This window comes from Candidatus Liberibacter brunswickensis (genome assembly GCF_036858155.1).
In the GTDB taxonomy this organism is placed as follows: domain Bacteria; phylum Pseudomonadota; class Alphaproteobacteria; order Rhizobiales; family Rhizobiaceae; genus Liberibacter; species Liberibacter brunswickensis.
This window is the reverse complement of sequence record NZ_JAAEJX010000012.1, coordinates 1-20,275: the sequence shown is the minus strand read 5'-3', so window position 1 is coordinate 20,275 and position 20,275 is coordinate 1. Positions and strand designations below refer to the sequence as shown.

Sequence of the window (20,275 nt, the reverse complement as noted above, 5' to 3'; positions counted from 1 at the left end):
TATTTGCTAATCAGGAGATAGGAAGAATATTAATGCATACCAATTCTCTATATAATTTAGGAAATTGTTTCTAAATCAGAAAACAAGAAATATACTCACGTAGTTCGTACTCTTTTTACCCCACCCTACTCGCACAACATAAGAGAAAGGCACGAAACATTTTCCATGGCTACATGTGGAAAACCAGTATCTCAGTCTGAAATATATACCCAAGGGATAATAGAATGCGACTAGGAATCCAAGCTTCATAAAATGATTGATTCTTAAAATAGAATAAGGTGTAATATAAATAATAAAAAATCCAGATAATATTAATTACTTAATTATTAAATATAGGATAAAAATTAAATATTTTTTCTATAAAAGATCATAACTATATAAATATTTTTAAAATGGGGAAAATAAAAGGAATGCATTTAATTAGATATTTTTTTATTGATTTAAATCGACAAAATATGATTGAGAAAAATTATTTCAGATAAAAATGTATAAAATAAATATTCAACAACATATCTTACGACGATTTTTTAAGAAATCACAAACAGGATATGGAACAAAAGATGTTATATCCGCATCTATTGAAATAAGATGACGAATTAAAGTAGACGTTACATATCTAGAAGATTCTTTAGCAAAAAGAGCAATAGTTGCAATTTCTGGACAAAGACGACGATTGACTGATGTCATTCGCATTTCATAATCAAAATCCGTCATATCTCTTAATCCACGAACTATCACTTGAGCAGAAATATCTTTTGCTAAATTAACTGCTAATCCATCAAAAGATATAATAGAAACTCTATCAACGCTATCTGGAATCAAATAAAAAACAGATTTCATGATCAATTCGGAACGCTCTTTAATAGATAGAAAGGAATTATGTTTCATATAATTACAACCAATAGCTATCACTATCTCTTCAACAAAAGAAAGAGATTGAATAATTACATCCATATGACCATTATTAATTGGATCAAAGGATCCTGTATAAACAGCTTTTTTCATCATATAATCAATCCTTTTTTAAAACCACATTTATAAAAATGTTATTTATTTATAAAATAGAATTAAAATAGATATCATCTATTAAAATACAATAAAGCTCTATACAAAACTATATTATCACTAATTTTATATGTAAAAGTAAAATAATATTGAATAATAAAAGATGATAAAAAATAAATATGTTTAAACCTATTAATAATCTAAATAAAACATCTGATTAATATACTTACATTGTATGATCATTATTCAAAGATATAAATCTTTGAATTCTTTTCCTTGCTATTTTTCATGTAATATAACCATTAAACTATTCATAATTAGCAATAATTTTTCGAACTCTATTTGAGTCATGCCTTTCGATTTTCTTATTTCTTTTAACCTTTTACCTATTATCTATTACCTGAGCATCAAATACTTTTTTCTTTGTAAATCTTCGTATTTTCTATCTATTTTAATGCCATTAGACAACCAATCAAAAGAAGTACCTAACTCATTCATTACATAGGAATAAGAATATTTAGCACTGATTGGGATTGCTCCAGATTTAAAATTAGATATATCGAAGCTTGCACTTCTATTAGATAATTTACTTAATTTATAATGATTATTACCCCGTAGACAATAGATCATTAAACCATTTACCTAACAATTCACCTAATATAAGCTATAACTACCTTGATGGTTAAATCAATTTATGCAGAGATTAATTTGATTTAGATTATCTTAGATTTTCTCCGAGTATAAGATCTTCATAACCAAAATATAACCAATCTAATTATTTACCTAAATCCTTTTTTATTTGCAAAGCTTTTTTTATTGTTGATATTTGTATCACGGATTCAAAACGTCCGATATTAGCACGGACAATACCCAATAATTTTCAAAACTATGCCTGAGTCATGCCTTTTTCTTTTCTTATACTTTTCAATCTTTCACCTACTACATGTTCATCAAAATCTTTCTTCTTTTGTACATCCTTATATTTTCTATCTATTTTCATTCCATCATATAACAAGGCAAAGGAAGGACTAAATTTATTTCGCAAAACATATTTTTTGATTTATTTTAAAAACTTACTTGATTTTTGATCAATATTTTTCAACATCCGTAATAGAAAAAAATTCATATTTCCTAATTCGATTGAAATTTAGTATTTCAAGATTAATTCCTTCTTTATAAGAAAATATAAAATTCACTGCTGAAATTGAATCTAAAATAACTTAATATTTTTTATGAGAAATTTTCTTACATTACCATTAAAGAAAACATTATAAACACAATATAAAAATGTTTTATTATACCGATGCTTCTCCATCATCAACCATTAAAGTTTCACTAATACGCTCCACTGATACGACTCTTTCATCTTTCGCAGTAGAAAAAATAACAACTCCTTTCGTGGCACGACTAGCAATTCTAATATCATTTACTGGCACTCTAATAAGAGTTCCTTTATCAGAAACAAGTATAATATGATCATTATCATTTACTGGAAAAGCCGCTACCAATGCACCTATTTCATTCATTTTTGATAAATCAGTTGCACGAATACCTTTTCCACTACGGTTGGAAATACGAAAATCATAAGAAGAAGTTCTTTTTCCAAATCCCTTTTCTGAAATAGTCAATATAAATTGCTCTTTTAGTTGTAATTCTTGACAACGCTCTTCTGAAATACTCCCTTGCGAATCGTAATCATTTTTAAGAGAAACAACTTCTTCATCACCAGAGATAAGACGACGATGAGCAGCCATATGTTTAATATAAAGAACTCGTTCATCATAATCCGCATCAAAATGAAGAACAACAGCCATAGAAATAACCTGATCATCCTCAGATAGCAATATACCTCTTACTCCAACAGAGTTACGTCCTGAAAAAACCCGTATATCAGTAATAGGAAAGCGAATACACTTTCCCAGTTTAGTAGTTAACAATACATCATGTTCTTCTGAACAAGTTTCAACAGAAAGAATTTCATCTCCTGAATCTAATTTCATAGCAATTTTACCACTACGATTTACTTGAATAAAATCGGAAAGCTTATTACGCCTAACATTTCCAAATTTAGTAGCGAAAACAACGTATAAATTATTCCAAGTTGATTCATCTTCTGGAAGAGGCATAATCGTAGTAACTCGTTCTCCTTGATTCAAAGAAAGAATATTAATTAAAGCCTTGCCACGCGTTTGTGGAGATCCAATAGGCAAACGCCACACTTTTTCTTTATAGACAAATCCTAAAGAAGAGAAAAACAAAACTGGAGTATGTGTATTAACAATAAAAAGGTCTGTGACAAAATCCTCATCACGCATAGTAACACCAGATCGACCCTTACCACCGCGACGTTGTGCTCTATAAACAGAAAGTGGCACACGTTTAACGTATCCCAAATGCGAAACAGTTACAACCATATCCTCTCGTACAATACAATCCTCATCTTCCATATCTAACAGACCATCTACAATTTCTGTTCTACGAGGAGTATTAAGATCATTTTTAATTAAAATCATTTCTTCCTTGATAATATTTAATAAACGAGATCTTGATGATAAAATATCCAGACATTCCTTAATCTCTATACCAAGATCATTTAATTCATCACGAATATCATTTCGACCTAATCCAGTCAATCGTGCCAGACGAATCTCTAGAATTGCTCGTGTCTGCAATTCTGATAGATACATAGTTCCATCACTTTTTATCCTATAACTTGAATCATCAATAAGATCTATCAAATCCTGAATATTAGAGGACACCCAACTTCTCTGCATAAGCTCTTTACGAGCGGCTTCTGGACTAGGAGAGAAACGAATAATTCGTACAACTTCATCTAAATTAGAAACAGCAATAGCAAGACCTACTAAAATATGCCCTCTATCACGTGCTTTATTTAATAAATATTTTGTTCTTCTTACTACTACTTCCTCACGAAAAGCTACGAAAGCTTTTATTATTCCTATAAGGGTAAAACGTTCAGGTTTACATCCATCTAAAGCAACCATATTAACGCTAAATAAACTTTGTAAAGAAGTATAACGATACAATTGATTTAAAATAACATCAGAAGAAGCACCGCGTTTCAATTCAATAACTACTCGATAACCTTGACGATCTGATTCATCTCTCAAATCTGATATATCCAATATCCGTTTTTCTCTAACCAATTCAGCGATCTTTTCAAGCATCGCAGCCTTATTAACCTGATATGGAATCTCGGTAACCACAATTTGTTCACGATCACATGATATTTTTTCTATGTGACTGACTCCTCGTATTACAATAGATCCACGACCTGTTGCATAAGCATTTCTAATACCAGCACGTCCTAAAATAATAGCTCCTGTCGGAAAATCAGGCCCACGAATAATCTGCATTAAATCATCTAAATCAATATTAGGATTATCAATAAACGCTATACAACCATCAATCACTTCACCTAAATTATGCGTAGGAATGCTAGTAGCCATACCAACGGCAATACCACCAGCACCATTTACAAGCAAATTTGGAAATTTAGCAGAAAGAACAACAGGCTCTTGAAAAGAGCCGTCATAATTAGGACGAAAGTCGACAGTATCTTTGTCTAAATCATCTAGCAAGAAATGTGCTGCTCTTTGCAGACGACATTCAGTATACCTTTCTGCTGCCGGAGGATCTCCATCAATAGACCCGAAATTTCCTTGTCCCTCAATTAATAATAAACGTAAGGACCAATCCTGCGCCATTCTCGCCAATGCGTCGTAGATAGCAAGATTACCGTGGGGATGATATTTACCCATCACCTCTCCTGAAATACGTGCACACTTCACATATTTCTTATTCCACTCTACTCCCATCTTCATCATGCCAAACAGTATACGACGATGGACAGCTTTCAACCCATCTCGTAAATCAGGTATAGCACGACCTAAAATAACGTTTATTGCATAGTTAAGGTAAGAACTCTGCATTTCATCTGCTATTGAAACAGAAGTTATGCCCTTTTCTTCTTCTTGATCAATGGGTGTAATATTCTCGGTCAATGGATTTTATTATCCTCTTAATTAGACTAACAAAAAATTGTGTAATATAAAAAATATATTGCAAGAGAAAAACCCAATAGATTAATAAAACTAAATCTAATTAATTAAAACTCTCACATAGAATTACTAAAATGGAATCTCATCGTCAAGCTCATCAGAGAATACACTATCTCCCTGTAAAGATGAATAAGAATTTTCAACAACATTTTCTTTTACATTACTACTATTTCTTTGTTCATTAACCAACTGTGCAGCATCTTTCCTACTATCTAACATAACCATGCTACGCATAATAATTTCAGTAGTATAACGATTATTTCCAGACTGATCTTGCCACTTACGAGTTTGAAGAGAACCTTCTACATATACTTTAGATCCCTTACTAAGATACTGTTCAATGATTTTACAAAGCTCTTCAGCGAAAACCACAACAGAATGCCATTCTGTTTTTTCCCGACGCTCGTTAGTAGTACGATCTTTCCAACTGTCAGAAGTAGCAATACGAAGATTAATAATCTTACGACCATCCTGAGTATGACGCACATCTGGATCTGCTCCAAGATTTCCTATCAAAATAACCTTATTGATACTTGCTACCATCTATAAAACACCTCAACTACTCATAAGAGTTAATACAACAAAACCACATCCACTATAAATGATATCTATTCTAAAATTAGAATCAATATAATCATTTATATCAATTTTCCTATTATACTTTACAAATGATTCTCCCTATCGTACATAATAATATTAAATACTACTATAATCTCCAACAAATATTTTTAATAAGAAATTAATGAGTAATATAAAAAATATTTCTATTTATGGTGCTCGAGAACACAATCTTCAAAACATAAATATAGAATTACCACGAAACAAACTGATTGTAATAACTGGTGTTTCCGGATCAGGAAAATCATCACTAGCCTTTGATACAATTCATGCTGAAGGACAAAGGCGTTATATAGAAAGTTTGTCTACATATGCACGACAATTTTTAGGAAATATTAAAAAACCAGATGTAGATCAAATAGATGGATTATCCCCTACAATATCTATCGAACAGAAGAATACCTCTCATAATCCTCGTTCTACCGTTGGTACCATCACAGAAATTCATGATTATTTGCGGTTACTATTTGCACGAATAGGTATACCCTATTCTCCTACGACAGGACTTCCTATAGAAAGCCAAAATGTCAGCCAAATGACAGATCGCATTCTTTCATTTGAAAAAGGAACTCGCATATATCTGCTTGCTCCTATAATAAGAAACCGCAAGGGAGAATTTAAAAAAGAACTCGTAGATATACTAAAAAGAGGATTTCAGAGAGTAAAAGTTGATGGAATATTTTATAATATATCAGATGTTCCTGATCTTGATAAAAAATCAAAACATAATGTTGACATTTTAGTAGACCGAATTGTCATTCATGAAAATATCAGAGAAAGAATAGTCAATAGCCTTAAAACTTGTTTACAGATAACGAATGGCTTGGCAATTGCCACTAATATTGATATTGATTCTAATCATGATAAAAAAACACTTGTAGAACAATCAAATACCCATCCTAATCAAATTCTTTTTTCTGAAAATCTCGCATGTCCTGTATCTGGATTTAGTATTGCAGAGATAGAACCTCGTATTTTTTCTTTCAATAATCCAGCCGGCGCTTGCCATCATTGCGATGGTTTAGGAATAAAACAAAAAATAGACGAAAAACTTATCATACCTAATCCAAAATTAGCACTAAATAATGGCGCTATCGCTCCTTGGTCTAATCCTTTATCCGAACATCAAACAAATATTCTTACTTCACTAGGAAAAGAATTAGGATTTTCCCTAAACGATATTTGGTGTCATCTATCTGATGAAAATAAAAAAATAATTCTTTATGGAATAAAAAATGATAAAATTAATTCATCTCATAATCAAAAATATTCATATAATAATTTATTATTTAGAGGAATCATTCCAACCTTAGAAAAACGTTGGAATGAAACGGATTCCGCACTGTTCCGTGAAATGATTCAAAAATATATGTCTTCATCACCTTGCACATCTTGTCATGGATATCGCCTTAAAAATGAAACTCTAGCTGTCAAAATTGATGGAAAACATATTGGAGAAATTGCAGATATGTCCATTAAAAAATTACAAATATGGTTTGAGCAACTTCCTACAAAAATGACACAAAAGGCTAATAAAATATCAGAATCTATTCTTAATGAAATTAGGAAAAGAATTCATTTTCTCTCAGAAATAGGACTTAATTATCTAACCTTATCACGTAGTGCAAACATGTTATCAAATGGAGAAAGTCAACGTATACGCCTAGCATCCCAAATAGGATCTGGATTAACTGGTGTTACTTATGTATTAGACGAACCCTCTATAGGATTACACCAACGAGATAATAGAAAATTAATAAATACCCTAAAAAATCTTCGAGATAAGGGGAATAATGTAATTGTAGTTGAACATGATGAAGAAACAATACTCGCCGCCGATCATATTGTAGATATAGGACCAGGAGCGGGCGTTAATGGAGGGAGAATTATAGCAGAAGGATCTCCATCTCAAATTATGTCACATCCAAATTCCTTAACTGGGCAATATATGTCTGGTAAAATGAATATTAAAATACCAGAAAAAAGACGCAAATACGATATAAATCGCATGATTCACGTTGTAAATGCAAGAAGCAATAACTTGAAAAATATTACAACATCCATACCTCTTGGATTATTTACTGCAATTACCGGAATATCTGGAGGAGGAAAATCTACTTTTCTTATATCTACTTTATACAAGGCTGCTGCACGAACTATTATGGGATCTAAATATAATCCTGGAGAATATGACCGTATAGATGGGATTGAATACATTGATAAAGTTATTAGCATAAATCAATCTCCAATTGGTCATACACCTCGTTCTAATCCTGCAACTTATGTTGGAGCATTTACACCAATTAGAGATTGGTTTAGCAACTTACCCGAATCAAAAGAACGTGGATATAAAGCTGGATGCTTTTCATTCAATGTAAAAGGAGGAAGATGTGAGGTTTGTGAAGGAAATGGTGTAATAAAAATTGCAATGCACTTTCTCCCAGACGTGCACATAACATGCGACGTATGCCAAGGAAAACGCTATAATCCTGAAACATTACAGATACTATTTAAAAACAAATCAATAGCTGATATTCTATCTATGACAGTTGAAGAAAGTTTGGATTTTTTTAATAATATTCCCTCGATACGTAATAAATTAGCCAGCCTCCAAGAAGTAGGTCTAGGATATATTAAAATTGGACAATCAGCTGATACCCTATCGGGAGGAGAATCACAACGAGTCAAGCTTGCCAAAGAGCTATCAAAACAAGGTACAGGTAATACCCTATATATATTAGATGAACCAACTACCGGCCTTCATTATCATGATATAGCTAAACTATTAGATATTTTACATACACTAATCGAAAGAGGCAATTCAATTATTGTTATTGAACATAATCTAGAAGTTATAAAAACAGCTGATTGGATTTTAGATTTTGGACCAGAAGGAGGAGATAATGGTGGAAAAATCATAGCATATGGAACTCCAGAAGAAATTGCAAAAGAACCCCTTTCGTATACTGGAAAATTTCTTAAATCGATATTAAAAAATGAATAATTGTAATAATATTAATTTACTGTCATTTAAAATAATGATACCCAAAAATCATAAATACTTATAATATATAAAATACGTGATGAAAATTATTTTTTAAAAACAAAATTCGAAAAGAGATTATCTTCAATATAAACCTAAAATATATATACAAGTCTATTTAATTTTCCTAATAGCATAAGAGTAGAAGGAGAGCGTAAAATGGTTAGTGAGGATACTGCTACAATCATACAAAAGATTGAGGAAGAAAAAGTAAAATTCGTTGACCTGCGCTTTACTGATTTGCAAGGAAAGTTTCTCCATATATCAATGGACACATCCTTATTAAATGAGAAGTTTCTTTTAAATGGAATAATTTTGGATAGCTCTTCTATTAATGGATGGGATTCTAAAAGCCTAAATTTAACCCTAATTCCTGATATAAAAACAATGCACATAGATCCATTCTATGCACAGTCAACAATGGCTTTTATTTGTGATGTATATGATACTGCTACTCTTAAACCTTATAACCGAGATCCCCGATATACTACAAAAAAAGCAATTGACTATCTACAGAAAACAGAGATAGGTGATACATTATTACTAGGCATAACAGCCGATTTTTTTATATTTGATAGCGTTCATTGTGCAATGTCACATGTTAAATCAGGATTTTCATTGGAATCTGCTGAATTTCCACAAAACATAGATAACAGAGTATATAATCCAAATGTAAAAAGTGCTTATATACTTCCTCCACAAGACAGATTACATGATATGCGATCTGAAATAATGAGTTCTTTAAATAGCATAGACGTTCAAATCACAAAATATCAAAATAAATCAAATCACGCTCAACATTCATTCAGTTTAAAATCAGAAGCATTATTAAATGCTTCTGACAACCTTCAAAAATATAAATATTCTGTTCATCAAGTAGCAAATTCATATTGTAAAACTGCTACCTTCATGCCAAAACCCATACGTCATAATGAAGGTTCTAGCATGTATCTAAGTATGTCAATTTATAAAGGAGAACAAGAAGTTTTTAAAGGCAATCATTATGAAGGGCTATCCCAAACATGCCTTTATTACCTAGGTGGTATTATAAAACATGCAAAAGCACTGAATGCATTTACAAATTCTTCTACTAATTCCTATAAACGCTTATTATCTGATTATAAGCCTCCAATAAAACTTACTTATGCAACCTATAATCATTCTGCTTCTTGTCGCATTCCATTTGATAACAATTCAGATAATAGAAAGAGTATTGAAATAAGATTTCCTGATCCTAGTTCAAATCCTTACCTTGCTTTTACGGCAATCTTAATGGCAGGATTAGATGGAATTGCAAAAAAAATTCATCCTGGAGAAAATCTTGATGAATTAACTTCAGAAGAGCAAAAAAAAGTACCAAGAATATGCTCTTCTTTACGAGAATCACTAGAAAATCTAGATAGTGATAGAAAATTCTTAAAGGTAGGAAATGTTTTTGACGATGATCAAATTGATGCATTTATTAATTTAAAAAAGAATGAAGTATTGAGATTGGAACAAACTCCATGCCCTGTTGAATTTGAAATGTATTATTAAATATAGAAACATATAATAATATTTTATCATTTTTTATTTGTAAAATATCAAATGTATAAAATAATAGTTAGGTAGTTATCACACGATTTACATATAAAATAATAACAATATACGGAAACAAAAGGTATAAGAAATAGATTTTTTTAATTAATAAAAAATGTAATACACATTAGTATTTAAGTTACTAAAGGATCAAATATTGACCAACCTGTACGAATAGCTAAAAGTTCTAATGCCTTAGCTCCTAATAGAGAATTACCAGAACTATTCAAACCAGGAGACCAAACAGCTATTGAAGCCTTAGAAGGAACAATAGCGAGGATTCCTCCTCCAACACCACTTTTCCCAGGAAATCCAACACGATACGCAAAATCACCAGAGTTATTATAATGACCACATGTCAACATTACTGCGTTTATACAACGCGACTGTTGTGGAGAAATAACTTGCTTTTTTGTTAAGGGATTATATCCACGAAATGCAAGATATAAACCAGATTTTGCAAGTTGAATACAACTCATCATGATGGAACACTGATAGAAATAAAATTTTAAAACATCTTCAACTTTATAACGTACATTACCATAAGAACGAACAAAATTAGCAAGTGCAAAATTACGATAACCATTTTCTATTTCTGAACTAGCAACTACAGAATCAATATAAATTGATGTATCATCGGATATACTATGAACAAATTTCAAGAATTTATGTATTTCATTATCTACAGAACTATTTTCAAGAACCGTATCAGAAACAACTATAGCACCAGCATTAACAAAAGGATTACGCGGAATACCATTCTCATATTCAAGCTGTACTATTGAGTCAAAAGAAGAACCTGAAGGCTCTCTACCAACACGTTTCCAAATACTTTCATCAACTTTTTGTAGAGCTATAGTAAGAAGAAAAACTTTTGAAATACTTTGAATTGAGAAAGGAACTTTGGAGTCACCAACAGAGTAGATATTACCATTTTCTAAAGCAACAGACATACCAAAGTGATTTATATCAACTCTAGCTAATTCAGGAATATAATCCGCTACACTTCCCTTATCAATTTGATATTTTATCTCTTTATAAATACCATTTATAATTTTCTCTAGATCCAAATAAATATCTCCAAAGCAATATATTCCACGATATAGATTTTAACGAGAATAAAATTCAACGACAAGATTAGGTTGCATAATAACAGGATATGGAACGTCACTAAGTGAAGACGGAACCCTAACGAAAGTAGCTACCATATTATCATAATCAACTTTGATATAATCGGGAACATCACGTTCAGCAAGCTGTACTGATTCTAAGACAGAAGCTAATTGTTTAGATGCTTGTTTTACCTCTATGACATCGCCTTCTTTACAGCAATATGATCCAATATTAACAGGAAGACCATTGACAAGAACATGACGGTGATTCACAAACTGACGCGCAGCGAAAATAGTAGGAACAAATTTAGCTCGGTATACTATGGTAGACAAACGAGATTCAAGCAATGAAATCAAATTTTGAGAAGTATCACCTTTCTTACGATCTGCTTTCTTAAAGATAGAACAAAATTGCTTTTCACTAATATCACCATAATACTTTTTCATCTTCTGCTTAGCACGCAATTGCAAACCAAAATAAGAAGGTTTTGTTCTGCGACGCTGACCATGCAAACCAGGGCCATATGAACGAGTGTTAACTGGAGATTTTGGACGTCCCCATAAATTTTCACCTATACGACGATCAATTTTATGCTTAGATGATTCACGCTTACTCATTATATTCCTTTCAAAATTACCGTTTCAATATCCTTTATCATTTAAAAAACACAATTAAGAAACGCACCCTCCTCTAACTTTGTAATACAAAATTTAACAGGTCACAAAAAACATACTTTGCAAAACCGAGACCACGGGAACCGTTTTAAATTAATAAAAATTATAGCTTTATAAAAAAACAGACATCTTACTAATGGAGATATCTCTAAGCTTAATTTATAATAAGGTCAATCCTTAAAATATCATCTTCCTACGAACAAATGTATTTTTTTAACAAAAATCTCAATTTTTCCTCTTTTTAAATATCCACATATTTATTTAAAAAATAATTTCAATAAAATATTATCATTATTTCAAACCAAATCCCTGCATTAAACGACACATAGCAATATCTGGTTTTCCAGAAAGGAATAATACATGATCATCAAATAAAATATTATCCATATTAATTTTAGGCAGTAAAGAACGAGCACGAAGAGCTATAGAATCAGAAGTATCTACCCAGTCTACTATCCAAGGAGATATTCGTCGAAAAACATGATTTATTAAAGGATAATGTGTACAAGCAAGAACAATAATATCTGTACACTTACCTTCTTTTTGAATAAAACATTCTTTTATTTCTTCTTTTATTTCTTCGTCTTTTACATTTTTTCCACAAACATATTCTTCTATTTTAGAAGCAAGTATTGTAGAAGAAACAAGGTTAATTTGACACTTTGATTCATAAAAATGAATTAAATTACTCGTATATGCACGTCTTAGTGTAGCAGGTGTAGATAAAATAGAAATCATACCACTCTTCGTATAAGAAACTGCTTTTTCAATTGCAGGAACTGCACCAAGGAAAGTCATTGATGGAAAAGCTACATGCAAATCATCTTTAATTAAAGTAAAAGCAGTATTACATGCTACTACTGATAATACAGGTTTATATTTAGCTAGTATATCTGAAAAAATATACATAAGACGTTTTTTCAATTCATGATCTTCCCAATTTCCATAAGGAAAACCAATATCATCAGCAACGTAAATAAAATTATATTCAGGCATTAAAAAACGCATCTTCTGCAAAACAATAAGTCCGCCGACACCACTATCAAATATAAGAATACGATTCTGAAGTTTTTTTTTCACGAAGACAACTATATTTTAATTATGATTTTTCTATTTTTTGAGTAGAAACAATACCTCCACGTGGAGATTGCCTAGAAAATCTATCTAAAGCAGAAATAATTCCTCGCAATAGAAAAACTTCTTGTCTCATCAATTCAGCACGAATAAATACAGAACGCAAATCATCTAACATCTTTTTTCTTTTCTCCACAGGACGAAAATAACCTCGTTTTTCCAAAGAGCTTTCAAGATAATCTAAAAAACTTAACAATTCACCTTTTGTAGCAGGAATATTATGATCTTTCACAGTTTTTTCTGATATTAAAACACTATTTTCCATGTATTCCCACACCATTAACAAAACTGCTTGAGAAATATTTAAAGAAGAAAAAACTGGATTGACTGGAAAACTAATAATAGCATTAGAAAAAGAAATTTCTTCATTTGTTAATCCCCAATTTTCGCGACCAAAAATTATCCCCACATTTTGTCCAGAAGAAATTCTTTCATTTAACACGATTGCAGCTTCTTTCGGCGCAAAAACAGATTTAAAATTATTACGACTTCTAGCAGTAGTAGCATAAACAAAATGAAGATCAGATATAGCTTCTTTGATATTAGAGAATACACATACAGAGTCTATCACACAATCTGCGTTAGCAGAAGAAGATCGTGCTTTTTCATTAGGCCATCCATCCCTAGGATTCACAATGCGTAATTGAGTTAAGTTAAAATTCCACATTGCACGTGCAACCATACCTATATTTTCACCTAACTGTGGATCCAATAAAATGATAACAAGACCTTTGCTAGAATTTTGTAATTTTGGCAAATATTGTGTCATGCAATCCTTGTATCGCAAGAAACGATGTTTTGTAAACATAATCTATTTTTTCAGAACAATTTATGAAACGAAAATAAAAAATTCACAGGAAATATATAAAATTTAACAAAAGAAACATTTTCTCTCTAGACAAGAAGAATCTGCTTTGATTCATTACTAATGATTCGAGAAAGAGAACAATCCTCAACTCTTATTTTTGTAGACTAATTTACGAGGAAATTTTAATGGAAAATGTGCAAAATATTTCACAAAGTTGTGGCTTATGTTATTCAAGAAATAGACAGAAAATCACTGTTTCTTTTAAGAATATATTTAAAAGATTGCACATATCAATAATACAATGTCTTTTCCCTACCTTTTTATCATTTAGTAAAACAATACCAATAGTTAGCATAGCATTTCTGGTTATTATAGCAATATCTAGCATAATCAAAGTTACTACAAAATATGCACAACAAGAACAAATCACCGATCAAAAATCTATTATTATTGCAAAAGCAATAGAAGCTATTTTTAAAAACAATAAAATAAGTTTTAATCTAGAGTTTCAAAAAAAAGCAGAATCTATACTAGGGGAAATCATTATAAAACGCTTTTTCCCTGAAAGCTTGATAATTCTTACTAAATCCGATGGAACAGTGTTTGCATCATCTGACAACAATTCCCATTATATAGGAGAAAAAATAAGCAACATTATTCCAAAATTCGATAATTTAAAAGACAATGATAAAATATTTAAAAGTTCAGAAGTTTTTATTTCTCAAAAACCATATCATGTATCATCAATTCATCTTTCCGATAATGATGGATTAATTTTCATAATCAATTCTAATATACCATTATTACGTTTTTGGAGAGAAGAAGTAACATTAGAAATAGTCTTTTTTGCTGGTATCTCGTCACTTCTTTTGTTAATGCTTTTTAATTATTACAGACAAGAAAAAAATAATATTTTATTCCAATCTAGTCTATGTTTTGAGACAGCTTTATCACATGGAAGATGCGGAATATGGAATTTTAATCTTGATAAAAAGAAATTTTATTTATCACATTCCATGCATGAAATATTTGGAATTCCTTGTAAAAATCAAGCAATATCGTTTCGTGAAATAGCACGTCTCATTCATTGCGATGATAAAACAATATATCAAATAGCTCGATCAATAATAAGAAAACGTATCACACAATTAGATCAGATATTTCAAATGCGTAATTCTATTGGAGATAATATTTGGATAAAAGTACGTGCTCAAATGATGCGAACATCATCGGGAAGCATGAACGTTATTGGCGTAGCAATGGATGTTACGGAACAATATTATTTAGAAAAACGTTATGCAGAAGCAGATAAACAATTGTCAAAAGCGATAGAACGTACTTCTGAAGCATTCGTTTTATGTGATAAAGATGATCTCCTCGTCATGTGTAATGTACATTATCAAAAAGCTTATGGATTGCCTGACAACGTACTTATACCTAGGAATACCCGTTCAAATATTAAAAATGCTCAAATTCACCCTGTTGTTGAACATTATACTTCTGATCCCACAAATTCACAGAATATCAGTAAAGAAATCAAACTTGCCAATTCAAGATGGATACAAATTAACGAATGGCGAACAAACGACGGCGGTACAATTTCAGTTGGAACTGACATAACACAACTTAAACGTAATCAAAAGAAACTGAGAGAATCTAAACGTCAACTCAAAGCAACTATCAATGATCTTTATACATCACGGCAAATATTAGAACGTCATAAAACAGAACTTTTAATAGCTAATAGTAAATACCAATTTGAAAAAGAAAGAGTTGAAATAGCTAATAAAGCTAAATCAGAATTTCTATCTAAAATGTCTCATGAACTACGAACTCCTCTTAATGCTATTTTAGGTTTTTCTGAAATTATTAAAAGAGAAATATTTGGAGAACTAGGATCTATTAAATATTATGAATATGCTAAAGATATTCACGATAGTGGACAGCACTTGCTAAATATTATCAATGATATTTTAGAAATGTCTAAAATAGAAACGGATCAGATACATATAAATAAACAAAAAATAAATTTAATACCTATAATTGATGAAAGTCTTCAATTAGTTTATTCATCGGCATACGATAAAAATATCACAATTGAAAAAAAAATATCTTCAGATCTATTTTTAAACGCTGATCAAAAAATCATAAAAAAGATTTTGTTTCCTATTCTTTCTAACTCAATCAAATTCACTAATAATGGTGGGAAAATGATGATTAGAACTTCTACAGTAAATAAATCTGTGATTATAACGATAGCTGATACAGGTATTGGTATTCCTAAGTCTGATTTAGCAAGAATTGGAAGACCTTTTGAACAATTACACAATCAATATTACCAAAGCATAGGAGGATCTGGACTTGGACTTTCTATATCAGATGCCTTAACTAATTTGCATGGAGGACGCTTAAAAATTATTTCTAAAGAAGGAAAAGGAACAATTGTATCAATTTGCATGCCGCAATAACTAAATAATTGACGATTACCTAAATACACAACCTATATCTCAAAGTTTTTCAAGAACATCGAATAATCCAAACTTACATATTTTGTTGAATATAAAATTTATTTTATCATTTGAAAAAATTACACTATACTTTTATCAATCTTTATTAGATACTAAGTTAAAGACACCCACTAGTATTAAATATTCACAATAGGAAAAAATTCGTGAAAAAAATAATAGTTAACAAACCTGTTGTAAGCTTAGATGGTGATGAGATGACAAGGATTATATGGAAATTAATCCAAGAAAAACTCATTCATCCTTATCTTGATATTAAAATTGAATATTTTGATCTTTCTATTCAGAATAGAGACTTAACCAATGATCAAGTAACTGTTGAAGCAGCTAATGCAATAAAAAATTGTGGAGTTGGTATTAAGTGTGCGACTATTACAGCTGATAGTGCACGTGTAAAAGAATTTAATTTAAAAGAAATGTGGAAATCACCAAATGGTACTATCCGCAATATCCTTGGTGGTATTATTTTTAGAGAACCAATTATTTGCAATAATGTTCCACGGCTTGTCCCTGGATGGAAAAAACCAATTATAATTGGGAGACATGCTTTTGGAGACCAATATCGAGCAACAGATTTCCAATTTAATGGCAAAGGAAAGTTGATATTAAAATTTATCGGAGATGATGGTCAAACTATAGAAAAAGAAGTTTTTAATTCTCCTGGGAGTGGCATTGCTATGGCAATGTATAATATAGATGATTCTATAAGAGACTTTGCACGTGCTGCAATGAATTATTCGTTATCACGTCAACTCCCATTATACCTTTCGACGAAAGATACCATACTAAAATCTTATGATGGAAGATTTAAAAATATTTTCGAAGAAATATTTGAAAATGAATTTAAAAACAAATTTAATGAACTAGGCATTACATATGCACATCGTCTAATTGATGATATGGTTGCCTCATCCATAAAGTGGTCTGGAGGCTATGTATGGGCTTGTAAGAATTATGATGGTGATGTGCAATCAGATACAGTAGCTCAAGGATTTGGATCTCTTGGTCTAATGACTTCAGTTCTCATTACAGCCGATGGAAAAACGATGGAAACTGAAGCTGCTCATGGAACTGTAACAAGACATTATCGTCAACATCAAAAAGGTAAGGAAACATCTACTAATTCGATTGCTTCTATTTTTGCTTGGACACGTGGTTTACTTCATAGAGCTAAACTAGATAATAACACTGAATTGAAAAATTTTGCAGAAAGTTTAGAACGCGTATGCGTTAAAACAGTCGAAAATGGATTTATGACAAAAGATTTAGCTTTACTTATTGGTCCTCAGCAGAATTGGTTGTCTACTACTGGTTTTATTGAAAAAATAAGCGATAATCTTAAAAAAGAGATGAAGTTCTGAGGTAAAACCAATAACTTAAACGCTTCTTACAATGTTTATTTTAAGTGGGCATTTATTCTAGGATATTTTCTATAAAGTAAAACTCCGCACCTTTTTCGGTATAATACTTATAAGAAAAGTAATGACTATCATGTTGGCGAGTAATGTGAAATTTATTTATTTTGCGGAATAATCGGATTTAGGAAAGTACTTGAATATAAAGGATTCGAATGAGTTTAGGAATCAACTCTTCTAAAGTAATTTCTTCTTCAATCAATCCTGCACTCAATAAAACAAGGAGCGAATAATAAATTAAAAATGCTAGAATACCAGTAGCTTATAGTTAAATTAATAATTAAAAGAAAAAATCGGAATTATAACGTAAAATCAATGGTTTAAACGCATCCTACCCCGCTTTAAGGGGGTGTTGATTCTAGGCTGTTTTTCCTATAGTAACTCCGCACCTTTTTAGTCATAATTTTTAATCCCTTTGTAACTAATTAACAATTAAATGCTCCCCGTTCCTTGACTCAAATGAGTAGAATATGCACAATAATAATACAGCCTGTGAATGATTATAAAGAGGAGATAAAATGATAAATAGGAAATTGATATACTTATTGTTTTTTTTCCACTGATACCATTGCAGGGTTGCGTGATGCCATCAAAGATTTATATTAAGGATGCTGACATATCTAAAAGGATGGTTATAACTGAGCATAGTTCAGGAAAGTGGGTTAAAGAAGTTGAGGATCAAGAACTAAAAGAAATTAATAATAAAGTGAAAAATATATGTAGTCTATGGGGATACAAGACAGCAAAACCGATCACTAACTATGTTCACAATGTAGGGAATATGGAATCAGCCTTATTCATTGGTCTACTTATATGGTTTGGGTATCATATTATAGCCCCGCCTATCTCTTCCCTCTTATCTTGGCCGATAATGTTTCTTCTATCAGAGAGAGAGGATTTAGTAGAAACTGGTTACTATTGTACACACTAATTGATATAATATTTATCTAACCCCTCCTCTCCTTAAGTCTGCTTTTTGCATACCAAAAACCAAGCATAGTAACTATAATTTCCTGAACAAAAGGATACATATTCACCCAAAAAACCTATGAAGCTTATTTATATTTTATACCTTTCTTTCTTCTCTCTAACTATTATATCTGTAAACCAAAAACCTAAAATATCACCAATGATCTCTTGTTCAAAAGGGGTTAATAGCGAAAGCGGGCTTTTATCAACTAAGACATCTTTAAAACACAACCAATATATAATAAGGGACAAGCAACAACCCAACTAAAGGTTATAACTGGTCTTATTAGAGCGTTAACGCCTTCTATCCACTTAATACCACTTTTGGCTTGTTGAGCTTTAATCTTTGCTAATTTAATAGGTTGATCAGCTTGTAACTCTTCAATCTTGTATTTAATTTCTTCTAGATATTATTTTTTTATTTGATGAACCAGCATCACATTTACATCCTGCAGATCAGCAAAGAATCTGTGAAAGGAACGACTGTTATTTATTCACCCCATTCTCATCATCTTATTAATTTAGATTGGCTTGGTAGAACTTATATTATTAAAAATAGTATTATAAACCCAAATTATGTTTCTAATGATTTAACCGAAAAAAAATTTTACAGTATTCAGGCTATTCCTTTTAAGGAATTTCACCATGCAAACAAAGAAAATCATATCATCTCCAACCTATAGCAGATGCCCTCGAAGTGAATTTGTATCCTTTAGATGCACGGCGTTATTCTCTTCTTGTTGAAGGTATGAGTGATGTTTATGCCTATCGTTATTTTATAAAAAAATATCTCCCTGAATATGATTGTATAAATATTGTTTCAACGAATGGTGCGGATGCTATGAGCCCTATTTTAAATATTTTGGTAGGATGGAAAGTAGATGTTCCAATATTATTGGACGGGGATGAAAAAGTAGTTCAATATAGTAGGAAATATAAAAAGCAATGTTTATTAGATAAAGATAAAATACAAAATTTGAGGGATATATATGATAGTAAAAAGGATATAATCCTAGAAAACCTATTCCAAGACGACATTAACCAAAAAGTAATCTCCTTTTCCCCGAAATAAAACCTATCTTGGATTGGATTAAGAAAGAATTTCCGTAACAAAGAATAAGAACAAGAATCAATTATAGATTCTGAAACCACTAAATTACTCATTCTCACAAATAACGGCTTAAAAATTATCGAAAATCTCTATAATGACCATGTCATATCTGTTTTTATCTCCCCTCCTTCCTTAGATAGTTTAGGCACTCGGTTATACGAGCGGGGGGACTATTGGTCGGGAGCAACATATGAAGAAGA

15 protein-coding genes are annotated in these 20,275 nt (G+C 31.0%); 7 read left to right on the top strand and 8 right to left on the bottom strand.

Features of this window, described 5'->3' with window-relative positions:
- Positions 1 to 501: 501 nt before the first annotated feature.
- The 4 genes from coaD to ssb form a co-directional block, all read right to left on the bottom strand.
- A complete protein-coding gene (coaD, locus tag GY664_RS04115) occupies positions 502 to 1,008 on the bottom strand; it encodes a pantetheine-phosphate adenylyltransferase (RefSeq protein WP_333948207.1) in 507 nt (168 codons plus the stop codon).
- Between the two features lie 393 nt (positions 1,009 to 1,401).
- Entirely contained in the window at positions 1,402 to 1,635 is a 234-nt protein-coding gene (locus tag GY664_RS04110; RefSeq protein ID WP_333948206.1) for a hypothetical protein, read from the bottom strand.
- A gap of 665 nt (positions 1,636 to 2,300) precedes the next feature.
- Positions 2,301 to 5,030 (bottom strand): DNA gyrase subunit A, encoded by a 2,730-nt coding sequence (gyrA, locus tag GY664_RS04105; protein WP_333948205.1) that lies wholly within the window; start codon positions 5,028 to 5,030, stop codon positions 2,301 to 2,303.
- Positions 5,031 to 5,156: 126 nt separating this feature from the next.
- The gene (ssb, locus tag GY664_RS04100) at positions 5,157 to 5,630 is read right to left on the bottom strand and encodes a single-stranded DNA-binding protein (RefSeq protein WP_333948204.1); all 474 of its coding nucleotides are present in this window, start codon (positions 5,628 to 5,630) and stop codon (positions 5,157 to 5,159) included.
- A 199-nt stretch (positions 5,631 to 5,829) separates the two neighbouring features.
- On the opposite strand from ssb, the gene uvrA reads away from it, so the two are divergent.
- Positions 5,830 to 8,709, top strand: a complete 2,880-nt coding sequence (gene uvrA / locus GY664_RS04095) for an excinuclease ABC subunit UvrA (RefSeq protein WP_333948203.1) — start codon at positions 5,830 to 5,832, stop codon at positions 8,707 to 8,709.
- A gap of 198 nt (positions 8,710 to 8,907) precedes the next feature.
- Positions 8,908 to 10,284: a type I glutamate--ammonia ligase gene (gene glnA / locus GY664_RS04090; protein ID WP_333948202.1), complete on the top strand. Its 1,377-nt coding sequence runs from the start codon at positions 8,908 to 8,910 to the stop codon at positions 10,282 to 10,284.
- A 176-nt stretch (positions 10,285 to 10,460) separates the two neighbouring features.
- On the opposite strand, the gene GY664_RS04085 is transcribed toward glnA, so the two are convergent.
- The 4 genes from GY664_RS04085 to GY664_RS04070 all read right to left on the bottom strand — a co-directional run bounded on the left by GY664_RS04085 (position 10,461) and on the right by GY664_RS04070 (position 14,016).
- Positions 10,461 to 11,396 (bottom strand): glutaminase, encoded by a 936-nt coding sequence (locus GY664_RS04085; protein WP_333948201.1) that lies wholly within the window; start codon positions 11,394 to 11,396, stop codon positions 10,461 to 10,463.
- A 39-nt stretch (positions 11,397 to 11,435) separates the two neighbouring features.
- Entirely contained in the window at positions 11,436 to 12,056 is a 621-nt protein-coding gene (gene rpsD, locus GY664_RS04080) for a 30S ribosomal protein S4 (RefSeq protein WP_333948200.1), read from the bottom strand.
- Between the two features lie 348 nt (positions 12,057 to 12,404).
- Positions 12,405 to 13,193: an aspartate/glutamate racemase family protein gene (locus GY664_RS04075; RefSeq protein WP_333948199.1), complete on the bottom strand. Its 789-nt coding sequence runs from the start codon at positions 13,191 to 13,193 to the stop codon at positions 12,405 to 12,407.
- A gap of 19 nt (positions 13,194 to 13,212) precedes the next feature.
- Positions 13,213 to 14,016: an RNA methyltransferase gene (locus tag GY664_RS04070; RefSeq protein ID WP_333948198.1), complete on the bottom strand. Its 804-nt coding sequence runs from the start codon at positions 14,014 to 14,016 to the stop codon at positions 13,213 to 13,215.
- Positions 14,017 to 14,240: 224 nt separating this feature from the next.
- Between GY664_RS04070 and GY664_RS04065 the strand changes: the two genes are divergently transcribed.
- From GY664_RS04065 to GY664_RS04045, 5 genes are all read left to right on the top strand, one after another.
- Complete coding sequence (locus GY664_RS04065; RefSeq protein ID WP_333948197.1) at positions 14,241 to 16,523, top strand: PAS domain-containing sensor histidine kinase; 2,283 nt, start codon at positions 14,241 to 14,243, stop codon at positions 16,521 to 16,523.
- A gap of 203 nt (positions 16,524 to 16,726) precedes the next feature.
- Positions 16,727 to 17,941 carry an NADP-dependent isocitrate dehydrogenase gene (locus GY664_RS04060; RefSeq protein ID WP_333948196.1) on the top strand — a complete coding sequence of 405 codons (1,215 nt, stop codon included), beginning with the start codon at positions 16,727 to 16,729 and terminating at the stop codon, positions 17,939 to 17,941.
- A 637-nt stretch (positions 17,942 to 18,578) separates the two neighbouring features.
- Positions 18,579 to 18,926: a hypothetical protein gene (locus GY664_RS04055; protein WP_333948195.1), complete on the top strand. Its 348-nt coding sequence runs from the start codon at positions 18,579 to 18,581 to the stop codon at positions 18,924 to 18,926.
- Positions 18,927 to 19,389: 463 nt separating this feature from the next.
- On the top strand, positions 19,390 to 19,647 hold the full coding sequence (locus tag GY664_RS04050) for a hypothetical protein (protein ID WP_333948194.1): 258 nt from the start codon (positions 19,390 to 19,392) through the stop codon (positions 19,645 to 19,647).
- A gap of 14 nt (positions 19,648 to 19,661) precedes the next feature.
- Positions 19,662 to 20,036 carry a TOPRIM nucleotidyl transferase/hydrolase domain-containing protein gene (locus GY664_RS04045; protein ID WP_333948193.1) on the top strand — a complete coding sequence of 125 codons (375 nt, stop codon included), beginning with the start codon at positions 19,662 to 19,664 and terminating at the stop codon, positions 20,034 to 20,036.
- Positions 20,037 to 20,275: the final 239 nt, after the last annotated feature.